A 24892-nucleotide genomic window follows, 5' to 3' on the forward strand; every position below is an offset into this window, starting at 1 on the left:
CGAACAGGACGAGGTGCCCGAGACGGCCCGCTTCGCTGACCGCCGCCGCCACGGCCTAATTAGTACTGCAACCCGCTGTTGTACTGGGATCCTGAGCTTCGTCCGTGACGACGTCGGCGCCTACCCGGTCGAGCGTCCCGGCGACCCGGACGCGGCGCTGATCGCCGATGACACCGGGTTCGTGAAGGCCGCGCCGAGGGCTGGGGCGTACCGGCCGCGGTCGCGCGGTTCCGACCCTTGGCAGGTGTGCGGCCAAGCCGTCGCGCCGTCGACCAGGACGTACTGGTCCTGGTTGGTGGCGCGGTCACCGCGCCGGGTGGCCGCCGAGCAGATCCGGTGCATGTGCTCGTCTTCGATCCGGTGAGAAAGCCGGGTTCAGTAGTCGCCGCCGGTCGAAGCCGTAACGGTGGCGGGTCGCTCGCCGCGTTCGCGGGCGGCGTGGTCGTCGAGGATGGTCTCGGTGGCGGTGGCGCCGAACCGGGTCGCGCCGGCCTGGTGCAAGGTGAGCAGGGTGTCGAGGGCGCGGACGCCGCCGGCGGCCTTGACCTGGATGTGCGGGGAGACGGTGGCGCGCATCAGCTGGATGTCGGCGAGGGTGGCGCCGCCCGGGGCGAAGCCGGTGCTGGTCTTCACGAAGTGGGCGCCGGCCTGCTCGGCGAGGCGGCAGCCGGTGACCTTCTGTTCGTCGGTCAGGTAGGCGTTCTCCAGGATGACCTTGACGACGCGGCCCTGCGCGGCGGCGACCACCGCGGCGATGTCGTCGTGTACGTATGCGGTGTCGCCGCTGCGCAGCCGCCCGATGTGCAGCACCATGTCGATCTCGTCGGCGCCGGCCTCGGCCAGGGCGCGGGTCTCGGCGGCCTTGATCGTGGTGAGGGTGTCGCCGTGCGGAAAGCCGGCGACGGTGCCGACGAGCACGCCGGTGCCGGCGAGTTCGTGCTTGGCGAGGCCGACGTCGGAGGGGCGTACGCAGACCGAGGCGACCTGGCGTACGCCGGCGATCCGGCAGCCGCGCCGGACGTCGTCGGTGCTCAGTTCGGGGCGCAGCAGCGAGTGGTCGATCATCTTGGCGATGTTCATCGGGGTTCTCCGGTCCGGGGTGGCTGCACGTCGAAGGTGACGTGCAGGTCGTAGCGGTCGCCGACGTAGCGGCTGACGGTGTATTCCAGCGGCGCCGAGCGCTGGTCGACGATCAGCCGGGTCTCGACCAGCAGCGGCTCGTCGGCCGGCACCTGCAGGTGCTCGGCGTCGGTGCCGGCGCGCTGCGCGGTCAGCCGGGACGAGCCGAGGGTGGGACGCAGTCCCATGTCGTGCAGGGCCCGGTGCAGCGAGCCGGCCTCCAGGTCGACGTCGAGCAGGCTGCTCAGGTGTGCCGGGAAGCAGGCGTATTCGACGGCGAGCGGAACGTTGTCGGCGAGCCGCACCCGCACGATCGAGACCACCCGCGGTGACGCGGCGGTCAGCTGCAGGGCCGCCGCCTCAGCCGCGGCGGCCGTACGCACCTCGGCCTCGACCAGGTGCGACGACGGCGTGCGGCCCCAGCTGCGGACCTGATCCTGGAAGCTCATCAACGTTCCGGCGGCCCGGGGCTCCGGCCGCTGCCGGACGAAGGTTCCCCGGCCCTGGATCCGCTCGATGAGACCGTCGTCTTCGAGCGCGTTGAGCGCTGCCCGGATGGTCATCCTGGCGACCCCGAACTGCTCCGCGAGCACCGACTCGGCCGGTACGACGTCGCCGGGCTTCGCCGGAGCGAGCCGGGCGCGCAGTTCCCGCTCGATCCGCACGTACAGCGGCGTCTTCGCCATCACTCCCCCAGGTCGTCTAGACAACCTAGATGTTTGCACACGAAGAGGGTGGCGTCCACGGGCGGCCGCGTTCGCCCGATGGACTCGAGGTCACAGCCTCGACACGGACTCTGCGGCCATTCATCTTCTTCGTCACGGTCTGGATCGGCGGCGTAGGCGGTCCGCCGGCTCCTCCACCGTCAGGGGCCGATGCGGTCGGGATTGGCGCGCATCCGGGCCAGCGAGTGCGGATCAGGTACCGCGGCGCACCGGAACCTGGCGTTCTCCAGGAGCTCAAGACTGATCCGTACGCCCGTCAGGCGCTGCATCGGCAGACCCGACGACGGCCGCGAACTAACGGGCCCGGCCAGTACGCAGTTGCACCGCAACGTCCGGACGCCCGTTGCTTTCGGCCAGCCTGGCCGCGGCTTCCCAGTCGTACTGCACGGCCAGAAGTTCGGCTTCCCAGCGTCCGCTCGCGTTGTCCACGATCGCGTAGCGCGCATGTGGGCTGCCTGATTCCATGACGTGCGGGTACGGCTCGTCGTCGTCGTAGGCCGGCCAGCCCGCACTCCCGGGATTCACAATGAGCGTGCCCGTGCCCAGCCGCACCTGCCGCTGGAGGTGAGTGTGGCCACACAGTAGTAGCGGCCACGTCGCGTACTCGCCGAGTCTGGCCGTGATCTCCTGCTCGGTCGCGGGCCTGGCACCGTCCGGGTCGACTGTTTCGAGCAAGTAGACGACGTCGTTGTACGGACTGCCGTGAAAGGCCAGTACGCCGGCCGCAATCTCAGCAGTCAACGGCAGGGAAGCGAACCAGACGCGGTGGGCTTCGGTGAGCTGGTCATGTGCGAGCCGGTCGGACATGGACATCTGCTCATAGGGATTCCGGAGTACTTGCCGTTCGTGGTTGCCGCGCACGGTGATCTGGCCCAGTTCCATCAATCGGTCGGCCGTCGCGGCGGGAGCCAGCCCGCCAGAGACCAGATCGCCGAGGTTCACCACCTTGTCAGCCGTGCGGTCCTGGATGTCGGCAAGCACGGCATCCAGAGCCAGAAGATTCCCGTGGAGATCAGAGATCACGGCGATGCGCATAGCGGGCAGGCTACTTGACCGAGTCAGGCGCGAGCAGACCCGACAACGCGGAGCGACAGCTCCACCAAACGTGGGTCTGAGCCCGTCGACCCGTCGCTCAACAAGAGCATCACCGCCGAGAACGACGCTGGCCTCGCGTCCCACCAACCGGGAGCAAGAAACGGCCCAAGCGGGACACCACCGGAAAACTCGGTTTCCGGGAGGTCACTGGAGTTCTTGAAGGCGCTCGGTCCACTGGAGGATGATCGCGTACAACTGATCCCGGTCGAGGTCGGTGTAGGAGGGGTCGTTCAGCGCCCACTCGAAGCGCGCCTGGGCCAGCGCGAGATAGACCCGCGCCTCGCGGATGTCGAGCTTGTGGTGCCGGATACCCGGGGTGCCGGCCTTGAGGTCCGCGAGGTCCTGCTTCTTGCGGTCGACCTCATACGTCAGCACCGCCACCTGCTCGTCGGTGGTCGGTCCCCCGCCGCCGTTGTACCGCAGGTAGTCGAGATCGTATTGGGCCTTCTTGACGGCGACCTCAGCCGCATAGATCTCGGCCGGCGTGGCACGGTAGCGGCTCGCCGTCGGTTTCGGTGTGGCCGTCGGTTTGGGTCTGGCCGGCGCCTTCCGCGTGGGTGTGGGCGAGGCCGTGGTCGTGCTGGGGGCGACGACTCGGACAGCCGGTTCCGTCGTCACGCCCGGTTCCGGTGATGCCGAGGTCACGGGCGTCGCCGAGGCGTGCGGGCTCGCCGGGGCCGAGGTGGCGACCGTGACTGTCTCGGCGGGGAGCGCCTCGGTCGCCGGGTCCGGCGACCCGGTAGTCGCGACTAGCGTCACGGCGGCTGCGCACGCACCCGTGACGCCGAGTCCGACCCAAGCCCACATCGGGCGCAGGCGGCGGCGACCGCGCGGGTGCATGGTGATCACACCGTGGCGCGGAGATTGCTGCGTCAAGTCACTTCCTCCGGCAGTCGGCACTGGCGGAGGGTCCCATCGGTGGTCCGGCGACCGACTTGAGAGTCCGGGGAACGGCCTTCCGACTATCGCCGGCTCGGCGGTGAACCAAGGCTCGGCCACCTCCAGTCGCGGGACCGGGACGCCCGGGCGGCGGGTCTCGGCGGGGGTGGCGGCTGGCGGCGCCGCCCGGTAGGCGCTCGGCTGGGTCCGGGGAGTTGGAGCTGGCGCACCTCGACGTCGCCGGCCGGACCGGATATCGACGCCGGCTCCATCTTGCCCCATGTGAAGATCATCTTTATATTGACGGCATGGCCGAACCGATGCGCGATCCCAGCTTCTGGGTCCTCACCGCCCTGGCCCCCGAGCCGCGGCACGGCTACGGGGTGATCCGGGAGGTGGATCGACTGTCCGGCGGGCAGGTGACGTTGCAGGCCGGAACCCTGTACGCGGCCCTCGACCGGCTCACCGCGCTCGGCCTCATCGAGGCGGACCGGGAGGAGACGGTGGACGGACGGCCGCGACGGTACTATCGGCTCACCACCGACGGCGCCGCCGCGCTGGACGCCGAGACCGAGCGGCGGCGGGCGGCCGTCGCCGTGGCCACCGCGCAGCTGTCGGCCCGGCGCCGGCTCGGGCTGAGCCTGGGCGCGTCGTGAGCGACCGGCTCGCCCGGCGGTACACCCGCGTGCTTCGCTTCTATCCACCCGGCCCGCGCCGCGCCGAGATGCTGGGCACCCTGCTGGAGTGCGCGCCACCCGGCCGTGTCCGACCGACCACCACGGAGATCGTGAACCTGGCCCGCTTCGGGCTGCGCGCCCGCCTCGGCCGACCGGCCGGCACCGGCGTGGTCGTTCTGTCTCTCCTGGTCATGCTCGTCTGCGGTCTGCTCGGCGCGGCCGGCAGCGCCCGCCTCGGGTGGGCGCTGCAGAAGCCGCTGCCCTCGGGCGCGGAGGCGGAACGGCTCACGGCGACCGCCTTCCCCGGGTTGCCGGTGCTGGGCGGCGGCGACGCGCCGCCGTTCGTGCCGGCCTTCGGCGCGGACGGCGGCGAGATCTACGGCTTCGCCGAGTACTGGGTGCGGAACACCGCGCAAACCCGGGAGGTGCTGGCGTACACGAAGGGTGTCCGCGACCGCCTGGCCGGCGCCGGCTGGCAGATCCGCGACGACGTCTCCTACGACGAGGACCACGACGAGCCGTCGTCCAGCGCCGGGTTCTCGGCCACCCGGGGCGGGCTGACCCTGGTCTACAGCGCCTACTACGTGAAGAACCGCCCGTGGTATGACGCCGACGGCTCGGCCGGCTTCCAGTTGTCCCGGACAACACCACCATGGCCGGCCTGGTTCGCGGTGCCCGGCGCGCTGCTGGCCGCGTGCGTCGGCTGGCTGATGTTCGGTTGGGCGAGCCGCCGCAGCGAGGGCCACCCGGGGCGGTCCGTAGGCGCGGCCGCGCTCGCCTGGTCAGCGGTGGTGGTGGTCGCGCTGAGCTTGTTGTTCATCTGCCTGTTGTTCTCGCAGCCCGATTCTCTGGAGGGCAGCGCGCTGTGGACGACCCTGGATCAACTGTCCCAGGGACCCACCACGCTGGCGCTCGGTCTCGGCCTGCTCGCACTGGCGACCGCCGCCCTGCCGGCCCGGCCGCGGGCCTTCGCGGCGGCGACGCTCGTGCTGGTCACGGTGGGCGCCATGACCGGCTGGCCGGGTTGGGCACGCCCGGGATGCACCCCGACCGGGCCGCCAGCCGACCTCCCGGCCGCGGAGGTCGCATCCAGCCTGCTGGCCCGCGTTTACGTGGCCCAGGACGCCTCCGACGAACAGCGCAACATCGCCGAGGCCGCGATCTGGCACGTGCCGTCCGTACGGACCATGGCCTGGTCCGCCGATGTGACGGACCAGGACTTCCGGGACGCGTACTGCGACGGCGGACGGATCAACGGCGCCTCGCGGACGACGCTGCCCCAGTTCTGGCTGCTCGAGCTGAGCAGCCCCGGCGCGTTCGAGGGACTGGTAGCCGAGGTGGGCAATCTACCCGGGGTGGTGGCCGTCCGGCACGCCGCTTCCTGACACCGACCGGCGGCACGCGAAAGGCGCAGGGCAATGGGCCTCCGGCGGGGTCCCCGCCTGTCCGGGTCTTGAACTATCGCCGGTCGCTTCGAGACCGACTACGTTGAGGGCGTGTATCCCGGACCTGGCGAGCCGATCGCCGACCTGCGGCGGGCCGGCGGGATCGACGTCCTCGCCCGCGATCTGCTCGACCGCGATCTGCTCGACACGGGCACCGCCGCTCGTCCACGCATCATCGCCGTAGACGGCCGGGGCGGCTCCGGTAAGTCGACACTCGCCGATCGGCTGCGTGACGCGATTTCCGGCGCACAGGTCGTGCACACCGACGACATCGCCTGGTGGCATTCCCGTTTCGGCTGGGACGATCTGATGATCGACGGTGTTCTTGCTCCGCTGCACGCTGGACGTGACGTCCGCTACCAGCCTCCGGCGTGGGCGCCGCGCGGGCGTACAGGATGGGTCGAGGTCTCCAGCACAGCGCCGGCGGTGATCGTCGAAGGGTGCGGCGCGTCGCGCCGAGAACTGACGCATCTGATCGACACGACCGTATGGGTGCAGTTCGACTTCCACGAGGCGAAGCGCCGCGCACTGCCGCGCGACATGGCCCTACACGGCTTCGACGAGGCTGAGGCCGTGCGCAACTGGGACGAGTGGCAGACCGAGGAGATCCCGTTCTACCTTGCCGACCGGCCGTGGGAGCGTGCCGACCGTATCGTCGGCTACGACGCCGAGGGCGCGTTGCTGATCGCTGAACCCGGCTGGAGCTCCGACTCCGACGTTCCAGGCTCCACCCCCGGTGGGCCCGTGACCTGATCCTGAACGGTGCCACGGCCCACGAGGCGCTCAGCCGGCCGTGACGCGCGCGGCACCCGGTCCGGCGTCGGCGGGCGTCGACCCGTCCAGGCACGCCTCGGCAAGGATCTCCCCCAGCAAGGGAGCGAACTTCATGAGATTTTCGCCGTACGTCGTGAGCACCCGCCCCCGGCGCCGGAACTGCAGCCCGTCCCCGAGGTCCGGATCGTGCGTGCAGTACACCGTCGCGATCGGCCGCGGCTCGACGAACGGCAGATGCTCGGCGACGTAGGCGGTGATGATCTCCGCCGACGCCCGTTCCGCGGCTTCCCGCCCGCCGCCCCAGCCCACCAGCGCCGGGTCCACGTCACCACCGACCGCCCAGCTGCCATGCGCAGCCAGGTGCTGATAGGTGCCCAGCACACCGTCGGCAGCCCCGGTGATCCAGCACTGCAACGGCTCCGGCGCCCCGGGCCGGACCGGGAAGCTGACCCGCAGGTGGTGCTCGAGCGCCGGCGAGATGTCGATGCCCACCCCGGCGGCAAGCGCGGACGTTCCGGCACCGGCGCAGATCAGCACGGTGTCGAAGGTGTCCACGTCGGTGCCGGCCCGGACCCGTACACCCGCGGAGGTTTCTTGCACAGCGTCGACGTGAGCGTGCCGGAGGCGATCGCCGGCGACTGCGAGCAGGAACGCCCGGATCCGGTCCACCCGGATGACTCCGCCGGCCGGATCGATCAGCGCGGGCCCGGCGAACGTCGGTGCCGGCAACCGCAACAGCGGCGAACCCGCCTCCACGACCTCGTGCGCCGCCCCGGCCGCGGCCATCGCCTGTGCCCATTCGCCGGCACCGGCGCCGCTGACCACCGTGCCGACCTCGTCGACCAGCGCGGTGCCGGCCCGCTGGCTCCACGCGGCGAACAGCGACCGGGACCGCGCGGCCAGCTCCACCATGTCCGGGTAGACGTGCGCGAGCCGGAATATCCGGGTGTGACCGGTCGAGCGCTCGCCCATCGGCTCACCCGCCTCGTAGCACCAGACGTCGGCGCTTCGCTGGAGCAACGCCGCGGTCGCCGACAGTCCGACGACGCCTGCACCGATCACCGCAACCCGCATGCCGGCGACGCTATCAGCGCTGCTCGGCTGGCAGCCAGAGGTGTCTGGGGCCGTCGCAGGCAGCCGTGGGACACAGCCGGACCCGGCGAGCCGGCAGACCGGCTGTTTGACGGCCGCCTGTGCGGGCAAGTCGCCGGCATGACCGACAGCGTTCTGCTCCGCTCCGCGATCCTGGGCGCCTCGGCCGGCGCCCGCAGCATGACGCCGCTGGCGCGCCTGGCGCTGCGCAACCGCGGCTGGATCAGGGTCGCCGCCGGTGCCGCCGCTCTCGGCGAGATCGTCTTCGACAAGTCGCGCAAGGCACCGAGCCGCCTGGCGCCGGCGCTGCTGGGCGGCCGGGTGCTGCTCGGAGCGTTCGCCGGCGCGGCCCTGGCCCGCCGCCGCGGTGCGGCAATGCTCGCTCCGGCGGTCGTCGCGGGTCTGGCCGCGGCGGGTGCCAGCTACGCGGGGGCGCGCTGGCGCTCCTACGCGCAGGACCACGACTTCGCGATCCCGGCCGCGGTCGCCGAGGACGCCGCGGCGATCGGGCTCGCCTACGCCTCCTCGCGCGACTGACTTTTTGGTCGAGCTCGGCCACCAGCATGGTGGGCCTCCACCCTCGTACGCGATGAGATAGCCAGGCGCTCGTCGCCGCCGCGGCTGCCGTGGGCGCCACCGTCGTCGTCGTTCAGCGGCGGCGGGCGTCGGCGCGCCGGGTCACCTCCGGACCCGCCTGGCTACGCCGTTTCCGCCGATCGAGTTTCCCAACAGAGAGAGGCCCAGCCCGGCGACCTCACCGACCCGCTGCAGGGCCCGCTCGCCATGCCGGTCGCCGGTCAGCCGCCACTGTAGATTCGCCGCCCAGGCCACATCACGACGAGGGCCGCTCTGGAAGCCCGCATCGACTGCCCACACGGACCCGGCGCATCACGCTGGGTTCCGAGCGGCGGAGCCGACCAGGGCGGCCCCGGAGAGTAGTGGGCATCCCGCCGGGTGTGGGTGGCAGCACGGTACGCCACCCACCGCGCCCTGGCGCCGGGCACGGCCGACGATGGGAGCCGACGGGCCTGAGCCGACTGGAGTGCCTACCTCGCGGCCCGGGACCGGGAAACCGAGGGGGTCAGTTCGCAGACGTGGGCTGGCTGAACTGCCGCAGGAGATCGCTGATCTCGGCGGCTGCGCCCCGGAGCTGGTCGAGCTGCTCGGGGGTGAACGGCTGGGCCGTCAGGCCCATGACGCAGTGCGCGCCAACGATGTGGCCGGCGAGGGTGATCGGCACGCCGGCGTAGCTGGCCATCCCGTCGACGGTCACGAGGGGGCTGGCGGCCTGTTCCGAGTGGGCGGTATCGGGCAGCACGTAGGGCCGGCCGGTGGTGACGGTGTTGGCGCAGAACGACCATTCGACGGGGGTGCCGCCGGCGGCGGTCATCCAGCTGTCGTCGAGGCCGCAGGAGCCGACGATCAGCTGGGCGGTGTCGAGGACCAGGGTGACCATGCTGACCGGTAGGCCGGTCAGCGCGGCGGTGCGTTGCGCGATCTTGTCCAGGGCGGCGCGCAGGGCGGGGTTGTCGAAATCGATGCTGGCCAGAGCCCGTATCCGGGTGGGATCGGTCAGTGCGTGCGGCGGGCGGATGACGGCGGACATGCGGGGTCTCCTCGGTGGCACCAGTGCTCGGGTGCCTGGCTGGTGTCGTGTCGGGGGCGAAAGTCTGCTCATCCGCCCGCGGCGTGCAGGGCCCGGTACGTCACCGCGCGGATCTTCTCCGAGCGGGCCGTGACGCGTAGCAGATCACCCAGTTCCATGAGGTACTCGATCATGGGGACCAATTCGTCCGGGCTGTCCGGCTGGGGGCGGCCGGCCCGCCTGGCGGCCAACTCGACGAGGACCTTGGCCGCGTCGGCGCCGACGGACGTGGTCAGCGCGCTGAGCAGATCGGCCTGGGTGGGTTGCTGGTAGTCGTATCTCGGGATGGTCATGCCGGTGTCCTCGCCTCCGTGGTGGTCAACGGCGTGGCGGGAGTGCTGGCCGTTGCAAGGTGCTGCGGTCGCGGGCTCACCGTGGCCCTGGCCGGGCCGGTGTGGGCCCGGTCGGCCCGCGAAAACGGGCCGGTCAAGCTCAGTGATGGAACCGCTGGACCAGGTCTTGCAGACCGGTCGCCGCGGCGAGCGCGACGACGCCGACCGCGGCGAAAATCTTCACCGCGACGGGGAGGTCGGCGAACCAGCCGCCGGCCGGATACCCGGCGCGGCGCACATCAAGGGTGCGCACCATCAACGTGGTCCTTCAGCATCAGGGGCGGCAGCTGCCCCCGCCGCCATCACCCTCTCCATCGACCGGGCAACCCCCGTGGTTTAGCGGTGCAACCGAGCCGCAACCTCGGCCCGGCGCCGACGATAACCGGGACGGCCAGCGATGCCCGACACCAGGCGCGCGGCCGGTGCGCCCGGCCGGACCACCGGCTGCGCGCTGTTCTGTGCGTGCACCCTGCAGAGAGTACGCTGGCCAGCGCCTTGAGCTGCGGCACCGCCGGTACGAGAGCGCGGATTCAGCGACTCGCCAACCCTTTTGCTGGAGATCGTCGTACGCCCGGAGCGTCGGCGTACGACGATCGCGTCGTTCGGCTTGTGAAGGCCGGTCTTTTTCAGGGACGCCGTAAGGATCTGCGGCAGTGGCGACATGAAGGGGTGAGGAGATCAACGCAACGGCGCGACGAGGCGTATCGGAAGGCGGCCGTGCGTGCAGGCGACGAGTCGGACGGCGCCACGGCCGATACGGTTGCCGAGTGCTGGCGGCGCTGCCCGTACGGCAGCGCGAATCCTTGTGTACCGCTACTGGAATGAACTGGGCACTGCGGAAATCGCCGCACTCATGGAACTCTCCTCCGGCGCGGTCTGGGTGAACCTGCACCGGGCCCGCCAGACCTTCAAAAGACACTTCACGACTCTTACGGAGGGTAGCCGTGCGCACCGTTAAGCAACTCATGTCCGTGTCAAATCCGGTGCCGAACGGCGAGGACGTCCGCGATTCGCGCGCCGAGCAACGCCTGGCACAGATCGTCGGCGCGGCCGGACCCCGACCGCGGCCGACGGGTCGCGGCCGCCGCCGGCTGGTGCTTGTGGGCGCAGCCGCCGTCCTGCTCGTCGCGGGGGCGGGTGTGGCCGGTGTTCGGCTGCTGAGTGAGCCGGCGGTCAGCCCGACCGCGGATGAGCCGTTCTTCGCCACGACCGCGGAGTTGGAGGACCGGGCGGAGGCGATCGTCCGGGCGACAATGACATCGGCTCGCGGCTACGACGCCGACGGCGCGGCGGAGACCGCTGCGACGATGAGAGTCACCGCGGTGGCCAAGGGCACCCCGGTCGCCGGTACGCCGCTGGAGGTGGTCTACACCGCGGGCGTCCCGGAGACCCCGGCCGGCTTGCACACCGGTGGTGAATACGTGCTGTTGCTGCAACGCCGCGATGCGAGCCACTGGAATCTGATCAACACGACCCAGGGCTACTACACCGTTGCCGACGGCGGGATCACGGCGGCGAGCGACAACCCCGTCTCGCTCAGCCCCGCCACACTTGACGATCTTGGCTTGCAATGACAAACGTCCCGGACCCGATGTGCATCGGGTCCGGGACGCGTATGCCGCGGATCAGCTGCCGGCGACCTCGTCGGCGACCTCATCGACGCTCTGTTCCTCGAGCAGAGCGGGCGCTTCCTGGGCGACGGTCGTGGGCGCGACCAGCGTCTCGTCGCTCTGCACCTCGTAAAGAGCTTGTTCCGGGTTCACCAGAATCGGCTGACGGCCACCACGACGCACCCGGCAGACCTCGGACCCCGCCGATGCCACCGGCTCCACCACTGCGGGTTCCCGGGCGACGTCCACGACGTTCTTCGGCCCGTCGGGCATGAATCCCTCTCCCTCCGGATGCCGGGGTAGCGTCCCAAGATCTTCCGATTGCCGCGTGGCTGCGCCTACCCTGCTTGTGTGACTCTCCGTTTCGAGACGCGTGCGTCCGACTCGCCGTGGGTGGAGTCCGTGTGGACCTCGACGAGCGAGCAGGTTTTCGAGATGACCTCCGTCGCGGCGGTGCGCTGGGGTTTGGTGTTCTGGCGGCGCGAGGGCAGGTCCTACGCGAGCGTCACGGGTCCGGAGAGCAGGTCCAGCACCGCGCCTGTGCCCGACGGCGCGACCTTTCTCGGCATCGACTTCGCGGTGGGCACCTCGCTGCGGAACGCGCCGACCCCGACCCTGCTCGACGGCGGCATCGACTTGCCCGACACCACACACCGGACCTTTCGGCTGGACGGCCTCCGGTGGGAGACCCCTGGCCCCGACGATGCCGAGGCGCTCGTCGAGCGCCTTGTCCGCGCCGGTGTCGTCGTCCGTGATCCGCTCGTCGCCGAGGTCCGGCGCGGCCACGTTCCAGAGGTCTCGCAACGCACCGTCGAACGCCGATTCCGCACGGCGACCGGGCTCACCCGGGGTGCCGTGCGGCAGATCGAACGTGCCAGAAAGGCGTCGATCCTGCTGACCGCCGGCATGCCGGTCGCTGACGTCGTCACCGGACTCGAATACTTCGACGAGCCGCACCTGGCCCGCGCGCTGCGCCAGTACATCGGGCACACGGCACGGCAACTCCGGGAAGGCATCCGTGGCGCGATCTCGCTGGACCTGAATCAGCGAACGACGTCGTAGATCAGCTTGAGCACACCGTTCGGGTAGGCCTCGGACTCGCGCAGGTGAAGCTTCTGCTTGTCGTTGTCCGCCCGACTGAACAAACTCTTCCCGGCACCGAGCAGCACCGGGAAGAGCAGCAAGTTGTACCTGTCGATCAACCCCGCATCCGCGAGGCGGCGAGCGAGCTCAGCACTCCCGTGGATGAAGATCGCACCGCCCTCGCTCTTCTTGAGCTCGACGACGTCCTCGGTCGAGCGCAGGATCGTCGTCGGGCCCCAGCCGTCGACGAGGGCATCGTCGGCCAGGGTGGTCGACACAACGTACTTCGGCAGCTCCTGGTAGGCGGCATGGTCCGCCGAGTCGGGCCAAACCGGCGCGAACAGCTCGTAGCTGCGCCGGCCGAACAGCAAGGCCGTCGTGTCCTTCAATTCCTCGCCCTTGAGGGAGAGGACTTCGGGCAGGACCTCGATGTCCTTGATCACCCAGCCGCCGCTGCGGTGCCCCTCGCCCGGTCCGCCGCCCGGGGAATCCAGCACGCCGTCGAGCGACAGGAAACCGGTGTAGACAAGATCGCGCATGATGTCACTCCCCAGTAAATGGACGCGAACTACTCCGGCCAGGCTAGGAAGAATCACCAGCCGCCGTCTTGTACGGAAACGACACCCGCGAGGCGGTCGGGCTCCACTCGTGGGATGACCACGGCGCGAGGTCGGATGCGGCGCCGAACCGCCGATCAGGCGGTTCGGGGCGGGAGTGGGTTTGCTGCCTGCGAACGGGCCGTCTGGTCTCAGTCGGGTACGCGTTGGTCGGCCCGATGCGGGGCGGACGGCGGTGTTGACCTTCACGTTAGTGTCAAGGTTCTAGATTCGATCCCATGCATGAGGGGACGATGATCGGAATGCGTATCGGAGAACTATCCGATCGCTGCGGAGCCAGCCCCCGGTCCCTGCGTTACTACGAGCAGCAGGGATTGATCGCTCCGAGCCGGGCAGCCAACGGCTACCGGCAGTATGGCGAATTGACCATCGTCAGAGTGCGCAACATCCGGGAACTGCTGGATTCCGGGCTCACGGTGGAAGACATCCGGCTTTCACTGGAGAAGGGCTGCCTCGACCGCCCGCTGAGCACGCTGCCACCGTGCCCGGACGCCGTCCGGATCGCCGGGGACCGTCTCGCCTCGCTGGATCGCCGCATCGCGGCGCTGCAGGACCTGCGGGAGCGGCTGGCCGTCCAGCTGGCGGCGACCCGGACCGCGCTGGTGCGCGAGTACGCCGTCCCCGCCGATTCCTGAACATCACCCCGAACCTCGAGGCCCGGTGCCGCCGGGTCAGCCCCATGCTGCCCGAACCGACTCCTCCTGGAGGCTTCCCGTGACCATCGACAACAGCGAAGCCGGTGCTGGCCGGCGCCCTCGCGCCCGCGCCGGCATCCTGGGCGCGCTGCTCATCGCGTTCGCGCGGCCCTGGGATCGCGGCATAGGCGCGGCCGGTGACCGGAAGCAGCGAGGCGCGCGGTGAGGTTCGGAGTCTCCCTGGAGCCGCCGTTCTGGTCGCGGGGTGGTGAAGCGGCCGCGGTCGGCGCCGCCCGGGACGCGGAGCGACTGGGCTTCGACCACGTCCTGATGTCCAGCCACCTCCTGGCCAATCAGCACGGCGCCGCCACGGATCCGCTCATCCTGCTCTCCGCGGTCGCGGGCGCCACGACCCGGATCGGCCTGGCCACCAGCGTGCTCGTGCTGCCCTACTACCACCCGGTGGTGCTGGCCAACCAGGTGGCGTCTCTGGACGCGCTCTCCGGGGGCCGGCTGGCGCTGGGCGTGGGCACGGGCTGGAATCCGCGGGAGTTCGCCGCGGTGGACGTCCCGGTCCGGTTACGGGGCCGCCGTACCGACGACAGCTTGGAGATCATGCGGGCGCTCTGGGCGGGCACGGCGTCCGAGCTGCCGGATCGTTTCGCGGAGCTCCGGACGGCGGTCCTCGGCGTCCGCCCGGCCACGCCCGGTGGCCCGCCGATCTGGGTCGGCGGGCACAGTGAGCCGTCGCTGCGGCGCGCGGTCCGGTTCGGCCAGGGCTGGCACGGGTCCGGCATCAGCGCGGACGACGCACGGTTCTTCCGCAGTCGACTTGACGAATTGGCCGCCGCGACCGGCCGGGACCCGTCCGCGGTGGAGATCAGCACAGTCGCCTTCCTGGTGCCACCGGGATTCACCCCGGTACGCCCGGTGCCCGGCCGGCTGCTGGGCGGCACGGGGACGAGCACCGAGGCGGTGGTCGAGGATCTCAGCCTGCTGGCCCAGGCGGGTGTGACGATGGCGTCGCTGTGGATACCGATCGACGGTCCGCGATTGATTGAGGCCCTCGAATGGTTCAATACCGAGGTACGGCCTCAGGTGACGGGATCAGACTCGCCCACCTGACACGCGTTCCGGCCGTTTCTCCCACCTCCTCGATCAACCAGTTGCCGACGGCTGCGTGCTCCCTGGAAGATGGTCGCGGCAGCCCTGGTGGTCCTCCACGTCGAGCACGACCGCAGCACATGACAACCGTCAGTAGTCCCAACCTCAGCTTCTCCCCGCGGGGCACGCCGATCCAAACGCTGGCGGTGAGCCATTCCGCGCAACTCGTGGTGGTACGGGTATCCGCCGGCTGGACCGGTATAGGCACGCGGTTCCGGACCGATATGGAGAAGCGCGGAAAGGCGCGCTCGGCTCCGCCGGAATCGAACCGGTCGTGGTTCGTCAACCCGCGACCGATCCCGAGGGGGCGCGGGCCGGTGCACGGCTGCTGCTCGCCCGTCCGGACCGGCCGACCGCCATCCTCTGCTTCTCCGACGCCATCGCGCACACGGTCCTCCAGGTCGCCGAGGACCTCGGCATCCGCGTGCCCGCCGAACTGTCGGTGGCCGGCTTCGACGACAACCCGCTGGCCACCCGGTTGCGCCCGACGCTGACGACGGTGCGCCAGGACATCGAGGCCAAGGGGCGAGCGGCGGCATCGGCGCTGACCGCGGCGATCACCGACGCCCGCACGGGGACACCGCACACCCCCAGGAGCATCGTGTTTCCCGTGGATCTGGTCGTCCGGGAGAGCACCGCGCCGCCCGCGTGATCACCAGCGAACTGGAGGGCGCCGGGAGCGTACCGGCGGGCCTGCTCTTGCTCCTCCGCCTGTCGGACCGGCCTTCCTCGAGGTGGAATCCCGCGGACGTCCTGCCTCGCTAACCTCAACCCTGTCGCCACGCCGTCCCACGGCGCAGGCACGCGCCGGCCGGGAACGGAAACCGATCGGCGCGTCGCACCACGAGACAGCGGTATCAGCCGAGGTGTCGGGTGAAGAAGCGCAGCGTGCTGTCCAGCTCGAATGCCGGGATTTCCCCGTGCTCGCCGGGATTGGCGTGCAGCGTCTTCTCGGCCGAAGCCAAGGCGTCGAACAGAGCCAGGCTCTGGGCCCGCGGCACTCGTTCGTCGTCCCATTGCATCAGGAACTCCACCGGGACGGTGATCCGCGCGGCTGCCTCGGCTGATACCAGCGCCCCGCCCAAGCCCAGAACGGCCGCGCGGACCCGTGACTCGGCGGCAACGAACGGAACGCCGAGTCCACAACCCAACGACACGCCCCAATAGCCCACCGGACCGGCCCCGACATGGGGCAGTTCCTGGACCGCGTCCAGGACCGCCCGCCATTCCGGGACCGTTTGGCGGGCTACCAGTGCCTGGAAACCAGCGATCAGCGGAGCGAGATCCTCTCCGGCCTCCACGCGAGCCTGATTCTCGGTCGCTATCCGGTTGTACTCCTCATCCTTGGGACGGTCGCCGTGGCCGGGAACATCGACTGCCACCACGGCGAAACCGCACTCGACCACGAAGCGACGGGCACGGGCGATGACGCCGGGGGCTTTCTTGTGCTGACCGCCGCCGTGTCCCATCAGGATCAGAGGACGGTTACCGGCGGCACCGTCCGGCGTCCACAGCACGCCGGGTATCTCGCCGAGGGCGAAGAGTTGTTCGTAGATGCCGTCGGACGACGTCTGTGAGGTGAAGCGCATAGCGTTTCCACCCTTTCGGGATGCCTTCTGCGGGCACTCCCTAGGCCATGCAGAGAAGGGAGCCCCGACCTGTCGTAGCGTTGATCGGTCTCACCTCCTCAGTTGCAGCAGCGCACGGCGACGCAGAGCGTATCAAAGCTTGCTCTCGTTCTTCCTACAGTTCCGTACCGGCCCATGCGCCGCCCTCGATGACGGTTCGATCCGCGTCAGACTGACGCTCCGCAAGTAGGTCGCGATTCGAGATCGGCAGAATGCTGGGAGCGAACCCGATCCTCGCATGACCGTCGCCACGGTTATCGCGTGGACGGCTACTCAAGTCGGGGCCGGGGCGACCGATGGTGCAGATCATGAGAATCGGCCGGCAACGCGGTGCCAGTCTGCACCGCAACCTGGTGCATGCCGGGTTCGGCGTGCTGGTTCTCGTCGCGGTGGCCGCGTGGGCGTTCGGTGGCCTCGCCGTACGGCTCGGTGTGGTGACGGTGGTCGGCGCGCTCCCGGCGGCCGGGGTCGCCGTCGGGATGCGGATCAACCGGATCGTCAACCGCGCCGCCTGGTATCTGATGCTCGCGGCGTCGGTGCTGTTCACGGTCTTCAACTACCTGTGGTTCGTGCAGCTCGGTCTCGGTCGGGACGTCGGGGCCGACGGGCCGGCGAACCTGATACTCCAGGTCTTGGCCTACGGCAGCATCATGCTGTCGGCGTTGCAGGTGATCCGCAAACACGGTGAGGGCGACCGTGGCGGCATCATCGACGCGACCCTGCTCGGCGTCGGACTGATCACCCCGGTGTGGGAGTTCGTGCTGCGCCCGCACCTGCTCGAACTGGACGTGACGGGTTCCAGCCAGGGGATCTATCTGCTGAAGATGCTGCTGCTGATGGGCACTCTCGGCGCGCTGCTGCGGATCGCGCGGACCGCTGGCACCGCCCGCACGTCGTTGATCTACTTCTTCGTCAGCATGGGCGCGACCGTCGTCAGCGTGGTGTCGTCGTTGTTGTCGACCCGGCCGGGAAGTGACTACTACTCCCCGTTCGTGGATCTGTTCGCGATGATCGGCTATCTGGGGCTGGCCGCGGCGGCACTGCACCCGAGTTCCACCGAGTTCACGCAGCCGGCCGGGTGGCGCCGGAGCCGTCTGCGGCCGGTGCGGCTGTCGTATCTCGGGCTGGTGCTGGCGATGGTGCCGGTCGTCGGCAGCGTTCCCGAACTGTTCGGCGGCACCACGGACAGCATGCTGCTGACGTTGGGCACGTTGCTGGTGATCCCGCTGGTCGTCTCGCGGATCGGGCTGCTGATGGCGGAACGGACCGCCGACCAGGAGGCGCTGCGCTACCAGGCGCACCATGACGAGTTGACCGGGCTGGTCAACCGCCGCCGGTTCTTCGCCCTGCTGGAGGAGGCGGTCCGGTCCGGCGCCGGGGTGGCGGTTCTCTACTGCGATCTTGACAGATTCAAAGCTATCAATGATGAGTACGGCCACGAAGCGGGCGACGAGGTGCTGCGTGTGTTCGCCGACCGGCTGCGCGGCACGCTGCGGGGTGAGGACATCGCGGCCCGGATCGGCGGCGACGAGTTCTTGATCCTGGGCACCGGCACGACGGCCGGTGACGCGGACGTGCTGAGGCGCCGGATCGAGGACGCGACGTCGGCACCAGCCGTGTGGCAGGGGCACGAACTGTCATTCGGGGTGACCGTCGGGGTTGCGTACGGCAGTGGCGCGGACACGAGTGCGGACGGGCTGATGTCGGCCGCGGACGCCGACATGTATCGGCACAAGACCGCGCGGCGGGCCTCCCTCAACCCTGCGCCATCGCCTCGCTGGCCTGGACCGGAAAGCCCCACGCCTACCCCTGGCCTCAGCTCCGGTCGCGCCACGGGATGGCCGGGAGTCCACCCGTCATAGCTGTGGCGATGAGCGTCGAGAGCACGGAGCCCGTCCTCACCGAGATGATTCGCCGTGGGAGCTTTTCACCCTCGCCGCGCTGCGCGCGATCACGCCGCTGATGGCGCTGCTGCCCCGCATCCACACAGCGGCTTGCCGACGACACCGCCGTTGGAAGATCACGGCCTCGGCCGACATCCGAGTCGTCGGACCGGGTCCGGCTCGGTGATGGTCCATGATGGACCGGTGAACGATGAGCTGGCGGCCTTCACCGCTACGGCGATGCCGGCCCTGATCGAACGGATTCCTGCCGCGCCCGCCCGTCTACTGGGCCGGCTGCGCGTGCCGGAGGAGAGGGAGACCAGGGAGTCCCGGCGGTCGGTGGCGGTGTCCGTGCGGCCCTCGCCGGCCCGGCATCCCGGGGGAGCCGGCGAAGAAGCCGCGGCCGTCGTCGCTCTGCGCGCTGTCGGCGCCCCGACCGCGGAACGACTGCTCGGCGCCCTCGAGCTGTTCCTCGCCGGCCAGCAGTGGAGTGCTGCGCCGGGCCTGACCGACGGGGTGCCCGGGCGGCCACCCGAGGCCCGGTACATGATGGTCTCCTGCAACCCTGGCGGGCAGAGCGACGCGGTGGAAGCCGTAGCACTACTGGAACGGCTGCACCCTGGTGTCGCCGGCCGTACGGTCATCCTGGCTCGCGCTGTCACCACCGAACCGGCCGTCGCGGCTCTGCTCACCACGACGCCCGACGGTGCCGATGAACCTGCCCTCGCCGCCCGGCACGGGGCCGCGCATCTGGCCTTGGCGGTGGCGGTCGCGGGCAGCGTGATCCATCAGATCAACCCGGCCCCGCTCGTCGACCGGGTCCCCGCCACCGTCGGCCTCGCGACCGGCGTCGCCGCGCTGCTACTGCGCGAACTGCCGATGCCTCAGGCGTACCCGCAAGCGCTACTGGCCAAGATCCGCGCCGAATACGTACTACCCCGTCACACCCACAGCCGAGCCGTCGTGGCTGGCCACCGCTTCGGCCTGTCCGAGCGCGGTACCTGCCCGGACGCCGACTTCTCCGATAACGGCCTGGTCACCGTCGTCGACGGCGGCATCGTGATCCGTACCGGGATCTCGGAAGGAGCGGTATCCGTCGACGTCGCCGTGCTCGCCGACGCGCCTGCCGAGGTGGACCCGCACTGGCCGGACGTCGTCGAGGTGAGCTGGCACGCCACCGAAGGCCGGGCGTCGATGGTCGCGCCGGGCGACGCCGGTAGTCCCGCGCTGGCCCACCTGACCCCGCCCTGGCCCGGCGACTACCGGGTGCGCGTGCACGCCCGCGGGCGGGACGACCGGGACGCCGCATACGAGAGTTACCGGCTGACCGTCTGGTCCGCGCCCGCCGGCCCGGAGACGGTGCACCGTCGCTTCGACCTACTCGGCCACCGGCTGCGCGGCGAACGCGAACCGGTCCGGCCGGTGCCACCAGAACACGCGTACCGCTGGGTGGGCCGGACCCATCTCGCCGTCGCCGCGACGATCACCGTAGTGACCGGCCTGCCGCTCGCCGGCGTACTGCGCGCCTTCGGCGCTGATCCGGACCGGCCGGAACCGTTCGACCCGATACAACAGATCCTGACCGCACGCCCCGGCGGCCCGGCACCCCAGTGGATCACCGCGCTGGACGCCGGTGACGCCGTCGTGGTCGTGGAGGACAACGGTTACCGCGGCTCCAACGCGTCGGTGCTGCGCGCCGCGTCGGCCCACGGCCGGGCGGCCAGCATGTTCTGGAACGTCAACGCCGCCACCCGGCTGTCCTTCGCCGAACGCGGTGCGCTGCTGGCCAGCTTCGAACCATGGGGCAACGACCAGGCTCCGCCGGAAGTCATCGAAGTCCTCACCGACCTCGACTTCGCCGGGCCGGGCAGCCGCGCGCACAAGGGCTTGGTGGCGGTCGAACGCTTCACCGGCCAGGCCTTCACCGCCACCGACCTGGCCGCAATCGAGGCCACCGGCATCGGTTACCGTATCGACCCCTGATACCGCCGGCTCAGGCATCGCCGGCGCGGGCCGGCACACGATCGCGGCCTCGGCGTGGGGAGCCTTGTCATAGGCCGCTTCGCGGCACGCGTGCACCACTTGGTCCAGGGCACGGATCTGCCGCAGGCAACACCCACTTCGCCTTCGATGGTTCGTCACGATGTGTAATGAGCCCCACTTGAAGTGCGCCAGATCCCATCATCGTGTCCGGCCGGGCGACAGGTTCGTGTCCAGCTACGTCAGTAGCGGCCGGCGGCCATCGTCTTCGGGCCGAGCATCCTCGGGGGTCGGCCTCCGCCGACGGGGGCCGGCCTTGTTCTGTCGGTGAGTTCGAAAGCCAGCGGTCCATCGTTGTTCTTTGCCATCAAGGCGTGTCCGCGGGCCAGCGGACTTCGTCCTCATGAGGGCTATGCCACTCAAGTGTGTCCGTGCCCGGATTTCCGGTGGCGACCCGTCGCCACACGATTCAAGGGTGGCTCAGGGTGTCCGCGGCGAAGGTGACGATGCGTGCGGCGAGTTCGTCGGGATGCCGGAGGACCAGGTCGTGGCTGGCTTCGGGGATGATCTCAGCGACGGCGTGCGGCATGTGGGCGGTGATCGTGGCCGCGACCTCCCGGGCGTCGTACAGCTGACTGTGGCCGCCGAGCAGCACCAGCGTCGGCGCCGTGATCCGTTCGAGTTCGTCGGCGGTGAACGGGGTGGGCAGGATGCGTTTGCGCCGGAAGCCGAAGGAGGCTTTGACCAGTGGCATCACCTCGTCCTCGCGCAAGGCGAGGTTGCGCAGTGGCCGAGCCAGCGCGTGCCTGATCGGTCCGGGCGTGAAGCTGGCCAGCCCGCACGCGATTATCCAGGCGATGAACTTCGGGCTGACCTTGCCGAAGCCGCCCGGGTCGAGCAGCGCCAGGCTCGCGACCGCGTCCGGTGATCGTAATGCGTGGCGCAGGGCGATCCACCCGCCGTACGAGGTGCCGACCAGATGGGCTCGGCCGACGTCCAGCGCGGTGAGGACCTCGTCCAGCCATGCGGACCATTCGTCGCCGTTGTCAATGGCACGGGTCTGGACCGACGGGCCGGGCTCACCGACGGGGTCGATCGCGATCACCGGGCGGGATGCGGCCAGCCGGCCGACGTAGGAATGCCACATCAGCGACGGCCCGCCCGAGCCCGGCAGCAGCACGAACGGGGTCCGCTCGCCGGAACCGAGCCGGTGCACGCGGGTGGCGCCGAAGGCGGTGACCACATCGAACTGGACCGACGAGGCCGGCCAGAGCCGGTCGAACAGATCGTCGTAGACGGTGAAGAAGCGGGCGCGGGCCTGATCATTGCGGAACTCGCCGATCGGCATCGTGGCCTCCGTCCAACATCTTGTTTGATACGAGCGTATCATTAAGGCGTGCCGAAACGGGTAGACCATGAGCAGCGACGGCGGCAGATCGGCGAGGCCCTGCTGCGCATAGCGAGCACGCGCGGCCTGCAGTCGGCCACCATGCGCGAGGTGGCCACCGAGGCCGGCGTCTCGCTGCGGCTCGTGCAGTACTACTTCCAAACCAAGGAACAGCTGCTGCTGGCCGCGCTCGCCTTCCTCGCCGAGCAGCTCACCGAGCGGGTGTCGGCGAGCATCCGGGCGCTCGGCCCAGTCACCCCACGCACCGTCGTCTACGGCACGCTCACGGCCGTCCTGCCGACCGACGAGGAGAGCGTTCGGGTGACGCGGGCCTACACCGGCTTCTACACCTTGCTCTTCAGCGGCGAGGGGGCGGAGATGGCCACGCGGCACGGCGCCACCTACCCCGACAAAGTCGAATCACTGCTGGCCAAACACATCGCCGCAGCCCAAGAGACAGGCGAGGTCGCGGCCGACGTGGACCCGGCGCTGACCGCGGCCGCGCTGCTCGCGCTGACCAACGGCCTGGGCTCCAGCGTGCTGGGCGGGCAACGGGACGGCGCCGCAGCGCTGCGGATCCTCGAGGATCAACTCGGCCGCCTGTTCCGCGCCGAGGAATCGTCCATCCCGGCGCAGGTCCCACAACCGCTCGTCGCGACCGGCACGAACACAGATGAACGACAGCAACCATCGCCGGGACAAGCTCGCGGGCACGATCTGCACACCTCGACGGCGACCGACAGTCGTTTCCAGAGCCGTTGACTCGGGTCCGGCTTCCGTGTCGGCGAGTTGGGGAGCCACTATCCGGCCGGCGTCGGCGGTGTCCAGCAGCTGCATCAGCAGCGGGTCGCCGCGGAACAGAAGCCGCTCGGTCGGCCACAGCGGCGCGTTGAGGTCCGAAGCGTCATCGCCCACGGCTCTCCTCGACGTACCACCAGAGCTGGCCATGGTCTCCAACGCTCAGGCCGACCTCCTCCCCCATTTGTGCCACCTGTCCCCGCCGTCCTACTCCGGCCGTCCGGCTCGAGCAGACTTAGGACCAGAAGGCGGAGGTACTGCCGACCTTCAACCGGGCACTACATCTACGCGGGGGGACTCATATGTCTACTTTCTCTGCCCTTCAGCGGCGCGGAGCCGTGGCGTCGGCGATGCTGGCGCTCGCCGTTCCGGCAGCTCTCGCCCTCTCCACCGCGCCGGCCTCCGCCGCTCGCCCGACCTGCACCACGTTCACCGAAGTCGCGGGGGCCTTGCTGCCTTCGGCCGCGAACCACAACACCGACTGCGTGCTGCGCCGCGGTGACCGCGGTGACGGCGTCAAGCAGCTCCAGCGAACACTGGTGGCCTGCTACCAGGCGGGCATCGCCAAGGACGGCGTCTTCGGCGCGGACACCGAAGACGCCCTGCGGCGCGCCCAGACAAAGGCCGGCACCAACGCCGACGGCATCTACGGACCGCAAACTCGGCGCGCCATCAACCACCCGTTCGTCGGCGACTCCCCCTGCGGACGCGCGAGCTGACCCACACACGACACCCGGAAGCCCTCACCGCACTCTCCGGTGAGGGCTGTGCCGTATCACGGCAACCAAATCCATCACAGCACTCCGCCTCCCGCCACCACGCCCGGGTCGTCCATCACCGATTCTCACCACCGTGCACAGGACGGTCAGATCGACGTCCGACTCGATCGACGAGTTGTCCGTCGCATCCATCGCCCGCGCCGCCAAGGTCCACCGTAGGTCCAGTCCGCGTTGCGGGTGCGGGCGCTGGTCGTCATGTCCGAATCACACCGGAAATCATCTCCGTACCAGCATTCCGGAACGATTATTGCGGAACGATTCGTGGCACGGATCGGGGCCTGTCCGGCGGTCGGTGTGTGTCGGATCACTAGGTCCTCTGCACGGCTGACCGAACTCCCTGCACAGCCGGTTACTGATCTGGCTTGCCCCTCGCCGCCTTCACGAACGACTCATTCTCCGTCCAGCAGCGCTGCCGCTACCCGCAGGAACGCTTCGGCTGCGTCCGGGTTGGCGGCGATCAGCAAGCCGGCCTGCAATTAGCACGCACTCCACGCCAGCAACGCTTCCGCTGGCCCCAGCCCTCCGCATACTGCCATATTGTAGTCATGCACGGCTCCAGTTAAAGACGAACTCACGGCTTATCTGGCCGAATTCTACTATCTGCTGCATAGGATAATCACGTTTTACGACCTCACCGGACCAGGGTTTTCCGGCCAGAGGCACCTGGTGAAGGTGCTGAATCCGACCCCTTCATCGTTACGGTGCGCCGGTCCGGTCAGACACGCTTCGTATCAAGATTGAGGGTGACCGCGCCTAAGCCGAGGGAAGGCGAAGATGAAGTAGAGTAGGCCGCCGATTGGGCCCAGTCCGGTTATCGCCGTGATGATGAGCATGCCGGTCCACCAGCGCTTGCTCATATCTTGCTCGCTCCATCTCATTGCTGGGCGGCGCAGAGCGTCTATTGATGCGGCGAGCCAGATCAGGGCCGATATGGCCATGGCTGCCAGTGCGGGCGTAGTTGAAAGATCCACGTATTTCCGTTCGCGAGTTGTCGACGAGCTCCCAGTGCTCAGTTGGGCGCTGTTGAAGCTGTCGGCGATGCGTTGAGCCGCTCGGAACGACGAGTTTCTTGGTCGCTCCGAGCGGCTCGATGGCAGGCTAGTCAGCCATCAGGGTATTACGTCTCGGATGTTGAGCAGTAGTGGTACACCTTCGTCTTGCCGAAGTGTGACTAGTGATCACATGAGCCGTCGTAGTGCCCCCAGACGCTCATCTGCTCGGTCATGTCGTCCACCAAGAAGAGCTTGCTCGTCCACCGGAAGACCGTCTGGTGGTGAACGCCGCCGGGGTAGCTGTTGTTCAGCTTGTACGGGATGAAATCGTTCTGGTTGCAGCCGTCCCACTGCCAGCCGATGCGCTTTCCGTAGGTGGTGGGGCCTTCCCCCTTGATCTTGGACACCTGAACCTTGGATCTTGAGGTCCGGGTAGATCAGGAGTCCTGGAACAGCATGGCGAACAAGCACTATCCCGCACAGTTCAAGGCCGACGCGGTGGCGTTGTACCGGTCTCGGCCGGGCAGCACGATCGCGGTGATCGCCGACGATT

30 protein-coding genes are annotated in these 24892 nt (G+C 69.5%); 16 read left to right on the top strand and 14 right to left on the bottom strand.

Annotation, left to right across the window (positions count from 1 at the left end; all coding sequences use genetic code 11):
* The first annotated feature begins 13 nt into the window (after positions 1 to 13).
* Positions 14 to 364 carry a hypothetical protein gene (locus Asi03nite_RS12775; RefSeq protein ID WP_203679456.1) on the top strand — a complete coding sequence of 117 codons (351 nt, stop codon included), beginning with the start codon at positions 14 to 16 and terminating at the stop codon, positions 362 to 364.
* Positions 365 to 375: 11 nt separating this feature from the next.
* Here the strand turns inward: Asi03nite_RS12775 and deoC are convergent, their stop codons facing one another.
* From deoC to Asi03nite_RS12795, 5 genes are all read right to left on the bottom strand, one after another.
* Complete coding sequence (gene deoC / locus Asi03nite_RS12780; RefSeq protein ID WP_203679459.1) at positions 376 to 1080, bottom strand: deoxyribose-phosphate aldolase; 705 nt, start codon at positions 1078 to 1080, stop codon at positions 376 to 378.
* Positions 1077 to 1805 (bottom strand): GntR family transcriptional regulator, encoded by a 729-nt coding sequence (locus Asi03nite_RS12785; RefSeq protein ID WP_203679460.1) that lies wholly within the window; start codon positions 1803 to 1805, stop codon positions 1077 to 1079. The genes deoC and Asi03nite_RS12785 overlap by 4 nt, the downstream gene beginning before the upstream one ends.
* Before the next feature lie 179 nt (positions 1806 to 1984).
* Entirely contained in the window at positions 1985 to 2113 is a 129-nt protein-coding gene (locus Asi03nite_RS37805) for a DUF6461 domain-containing protein (RefSeq protein ID WP_239102645.1), read from the bottom strand.
* A 25-nt stretch (positions 2114 to 2138) separates the two neighbouring features.
* Positions 2139 to 2879 (bottom strand): metallophosphoesterase family protein, encoded by a 741-nt coding sequence (locus Asi03nite_RS12790; RefSeq protein ID WP_203679461.1) that lies wholly within the window; start codon positions 2877 to 2879, stop codon positions 2139 to 2141.
* A 204-nt stretch (positions 2880 to 3083) separates the two neighbouring features.
* Positions 3084 to 3557 carry a hypothetical protein gene (locus tag Asi03nite_RS12795; protein ID WP_203679462.1) on the bottom strand — a complete coding sequence of 158 codons (474 nt, stop codon included), beginning with the start codon at positions 3555 to 3557 and terminating at the stop codon, positions 3084 to 3086.
* A gap of 569 nt (positions 3558 to 4126) precedes the next feature.
* Here Asi03nite_RS12795 and Asi03nite_RS12800 point away from each other — a divergent pair.
* The 3 genes from Asi03nite_RS12800 to Asi03nite_RS12810 all read left to right on the top strand — a co-directional run bounded on the left by Asi03nite_RS12800 (position 4127) and on the right by Asi03nite_RS12810 (position 6693).
* Positions 4127 to 4474: a PadR family transcriptional regulator gene (locus Asi03nite_RS12800; RefSeq protein ID WP_203679463.1), complete on the top strand. Its 348-nt coding sequence runs from the start codon at positions 4127 to 4129 to the stop codon at positions 4472 to 4474.
* The gene (locus Asi03nite_RS12805; RefSeq protein ID WP_203679464.1) at positions 4471 to 5880 is read left to right on the top strand and encodes a hypothetical protein; all 1410 of its coding nucleotides are present in this window, start codon (positions 4471 to 4473) and stop codon (positions 5878 to 5880) included. The genes Asi03nite_RS12800 and Asi03nite_RS12805 overlap by 4 nt, the downstream gene beginning before the upstream one ends.
* Positions 5881 to 5991: 111 nt before the next feature.
* Positions 5992 to 6693, top strand: coding sequence for a uridine kinase family protein (locus Asi03nite_RS12810; RefSeq protein WP_203679465.1), 702 nt, complete (start codon positions 5992 to 5994; stop codon positions 6691 to 6693).
* A gap of 30 nt (positions 6694 to 6723) precedes the next feature.
* Here Asi03nite_RS12810 and Asi03nite_RS12815 read toward each other — a convergent pair whose 3' ends face one another.
* Positions 6724 to 7788, bottom strand: coding sequence for an NAD(P)/FAD-dependent oxidoreductase (locus Asi03nite_RS12815; protein ID WP_203679466.1), 1065 nt, complete (start codon positions 7786 to 7788; stop codon positions 6724 to 6726).
* A 138-nt stretch (positions 7789 to 7926) separates the two neighbouring features.
* Between Asi03nite_RS12815 and Asi03nite_RS12820 the strand changes: the two genes are divergently transcribed.
* A complete protein-coding gene (locus Asi03nite_RS12820; RefSeq protein ID WP_203679467.1) occupies positions 7927 to 8343 on the top strand; it encodes a hypothetical protein in 417 nt (138 codons plus the stop codon).
* A gap of 544 nt (positions 8344 to 8887) precedes the next feature.
* On the opposite strand, the gene Asi03nite_RS12825 is transcribed toward Asi03nite_RS12820, so the two are convergent.
* The 3 genes from Asi03nite_RS12825 to Asi03nite_RS12835 form a co-directional block, all read right to left on the bottom strand.
* Complete coding sequence (locus tag Asi03nite_RS12825; protein WP_203679469.1) at positions 8888 to 9412, bottom strand: GAF domain-containing protein; 525 nt, start codon at positions 9410 to 9412, stop codon at positions 8888 to 8890.
* 68 nt (positions 9413 to 9480) lie between these two features.
* Positions 9481 to 9744 carry a hypothetical protein gene (locus tag Asi03nite_RS12830; RefSeq protein WP_203679471.1) on the bottom strand — a complete coding sequence of 88 codons (264 nt, stop codon included), beginning with the start codon at positions 9742 to 9744 and terminating at the stop codon, positions 9481 to 9483.
* A gap of 139 nt (positions 9745 to 9883) precedes the next feature.
* Positions 9884 to 10039 (bottom strand): hypothetical protein, encoded by a 156-nt coding sequence (locus tag Asi03nite_RS12835; RefSeq protein ID WP_203679474.1) that lies wholly within the window; start codon positions 10037 to 10039, stop codon positions 9884 to 9886.
* Between the two features lie 549 nt (positions 10040 to 10588).
* On the opposite strand from Asi03nite_RS12835, the gene Asi03nite_RS38890 reads away from it, so the two are divergent.
* Together Asi03nite_RS38890 and Asi03nite_RS12845 are read left to right on the top strand one after the other, a co-directional pair.
* Positions 10589 to 10741, top strand: a complete 153-nt coding sequence (locus Asi03nite_RS38890) for a sigma-70 region 4 domain-containing protein (RefSeq protein WP_203679476.1) — start codon at positions 10589 to 10591, stop codon at positions 10739 to 10741.
* Positions 10728 to 11357 (top strand): hypothetical protein, encoded by a 630-nt coding sequence (locus Asi03nite_RS12845; protein WP_203679478.1) that lies wholly within the window; start codon positions 10728 to 10730, stop codon positions 11355 to 11357. The genes Asi03nite_RS38890 and Asi03nite_RS12845 overlap by 14 nt, the downstream gene beginning before the upstream one ends.
* Before the next feature lie 51 nt (positions 11358 to 11408).
* Here Asi03nite_RS12845 and Asi03nite_RS12850 read toward each other — a convergent pair whose 3' ends face one another.
* Positions 11409 to 11666, bottom strand: coding sequence for a hypothetical protein (locus tag Asi03nite_RS12850; protein ID WP_203679485.1), 258 nt, complete (start codon positions 11664 to 11666; stop codon positions 11409 to 11411).
* Positions 11667 to 11744: 78 nt separating this feature from the next.
* Between Asi03nite_RS12850 and Asi03nite_RS12855 the strand changes: the two genes are divergently transcribed.
* Positions 11745 to 12455, top strand: coding sequence for a helix-turn-helix domain-containing protein (locus tag Asi03nite_RS12855; RefSeq protein ID WP_203679488.1), 711 nt, complete (start codon positions 11745 to 11747; stop codon positions 12453 to 12455).
* Here Asi03nite_RS12855 and Asi03nite_RS12860 read toward each other — a convergent pair.
* Positions 12437 to 13015 (bottom strand): dihydrofolate reductase family protein, encoded by a 579-nt coding sequence (locus Asi03nite_RS12860; RefSeq protein WP_203679492.1) that lies wholly within the window; start codon positions 13013 to 13015, stop codon positions 12437 to 12439. The genes Asi03nite_RS12855 and Asi03nite_RS12860 overlap by 19 nt on opposite strands.
* A 296-nt stretch (positions 13016 to 13311) precedes the next feature.
* Here Asi03nite_RS12860 and Asi03nite_RS12865 point away from each other — a divergent pair, with 296 nt between their 5' ends.
* From Asi03nite_RS12865 to Asi03nite_RS12880, 4 genes are all read left to right on the top strand, one after another.
* Complete coding sequence (locus Asi03nite_RS12865; RefSeq protein WP_239102646.1) at positions 13312 to 13728, top strand: MerR family transcriptional regulator; 417 nt, start codon at positions 13312 to 13314, stop codon at positions 13726 to 13728.
* 79 nt (positions 13729 to 13807) lie between these two features.
* Positions 13808 to 13954 carry a hypothetical protein gene (locus Asi03nite_RS12870; RefSeq protein WP_203679495.1) on the top strand — a complete coding sequence of 49 codons (147 nt, stop codon included), beginning with the start codon at positions 13808 to 13810 and terminating at the stop codon, positions 13952 to 13954.
* Positions 13951 to 14853: a TIGR03619 family F420-dependent LLM class oxidoreductase gene (locus Asi03nite_RS12875; protein WP_203679498.1), complete on the top strand. Its 903-nt coding sequence runs from the start codon at positions 13951 to 13953 to the stop codon at positions 14851 to 14853. Before Asi03nite_RS12870 ends, Asi03nite_RS12875 begins: the two co-directional genes overlap by 4 nt.
* Positions 14854 to 15082: 229 nt before the next feature.
* Entirely contained in the window at positions 15083 to 15544 is a 462-nt protein-coding gene (locus tag Asi03nite_RS12880; protein WP_275409377.1) for a substrate-binding domain-containing protein, read from the top strand.
* Between the two features lie 205 nt (positions 15545 to 15749).
* On the opposite strand, the gene Asi03nite_RS12885 is transcribed toward Asi03nite_RS12880, so the two are convergent.
* Entirely contained in the window at positions 15750 to 16481 is a 732-nt protein-coding gene (locus tag Asi03nite_RS12885) for an alpha/beta hydrolase family protein (protein ID WP_203679500.1), read from the bottom strand.
* A 347-nt stretch (positions 16482 to 16828) separates the two neighbouring features.
* Here Asi03nite_RS12885 and Asi03nite_RS12890 point away from each other — a divergent pair, with 347 nt between their 5' ends.
* Both Asi03nite_RS12890 and Asi03nite_RS12895 read left to right on the top strand, forming a co-directional pair.
* Positions 16829 to 18382: a GGDEF domain-containing protein gene (locus Asi03nite_RS12890; RefSeq protein WP_203679503.1), complete on the top strand. Its 1554-nt coding sequence runs from the start codon at positions 16829 to 16831 to the stop codon at positions 18380 to 18382.
* 225 nt (positions 18383 to 18607) lie between these two features.
* A complete protein-coding gene (locus tag Asi03nite_RS12895) occupies positions 18608 to 20386 on the top strand; it encodes a DUF6461 domain-containing protein (protein WP_203679506.1) in 1779 nt (592 codons plus the stop codon).
* A gap of 466 nt (positions 20387 to 20852) precedes the next feature.
* Here the strand turns inward: Asi03nite_RS12895 and Asi03nite_RS12900 are convergent, their stop codons facing one another.
* The gene (locus Asi03nite_RS12900; RefSeq protein WP_203679507.1) at positions 20853 to 21773 is read right to left on the bottom strand and encodes an alpha/beta fold hydrolase; all 921 of its coding nucleotides are present in this window, start codon (positions 21771 to 21773) and stop codon (positions 20853 to 20855) included.
* A 6-nt stretch (positions 21774 to 21779) separates the two neighbouring features.
* On the opposite strand from Asi03nite_RS12900, the gene Asi03nite_RS12905 reads away from it, so the two are divergent.
* The gene (locus Asi03nite_RS12905) at positions 21780 to 22532 is read left to right on the top strand and encodes a TetR family transcriptional regulator (RefSeq protein ID WP_203679509.1); all 753 of its coding nucleotides are present in this window, start codon (positions 21780 to 21782) and stop codon (positions 22530 to 22532) included.
* Between the two features lie 386 nt (positions 22533 to 22918).
* Complete coding sequence (locus Asi03nite_RS12910) at positions 22919 to 23287, top strand: peptidoglycan-binding domain-containing protein (RefSeq protein WP_203679511.1); 369 nt, start codon at positions 22919 to 22921, stop codon at positions 23285 to 23287.
* A gap of 1231 nt (positions 23288 to 24518) precedes the next feature.
* On the opposite strand, the gene Asi03nite_RS12915 is transcribed toward Asi03nite_RS12910, so the two are convergent.
* The gene (locus Asi03nite_RS12915; RefSeq protein ID WP_203679512.1) at positions 24519 to 24746 is read right to left on the bottom strand and encodes a hypothetical protein; all 228 of its coding nucleotides are present in this window, start codon (positions 24744 to 24746) and stop codon (positions 24519 to 24521) included.
* Positions 24747 to 24892: the final 146 nt, after the last annotated feature.

The organism is Actinoplanes siamensis (assembly GCF_016862395.1).
GTDB classification, from domain to species: Bacteria; Actinomycetota; Actinomycetes; order Mycobacteriales; family Micromonosporaceae; genus Actinoplanes; species Actinoplanes siamensis.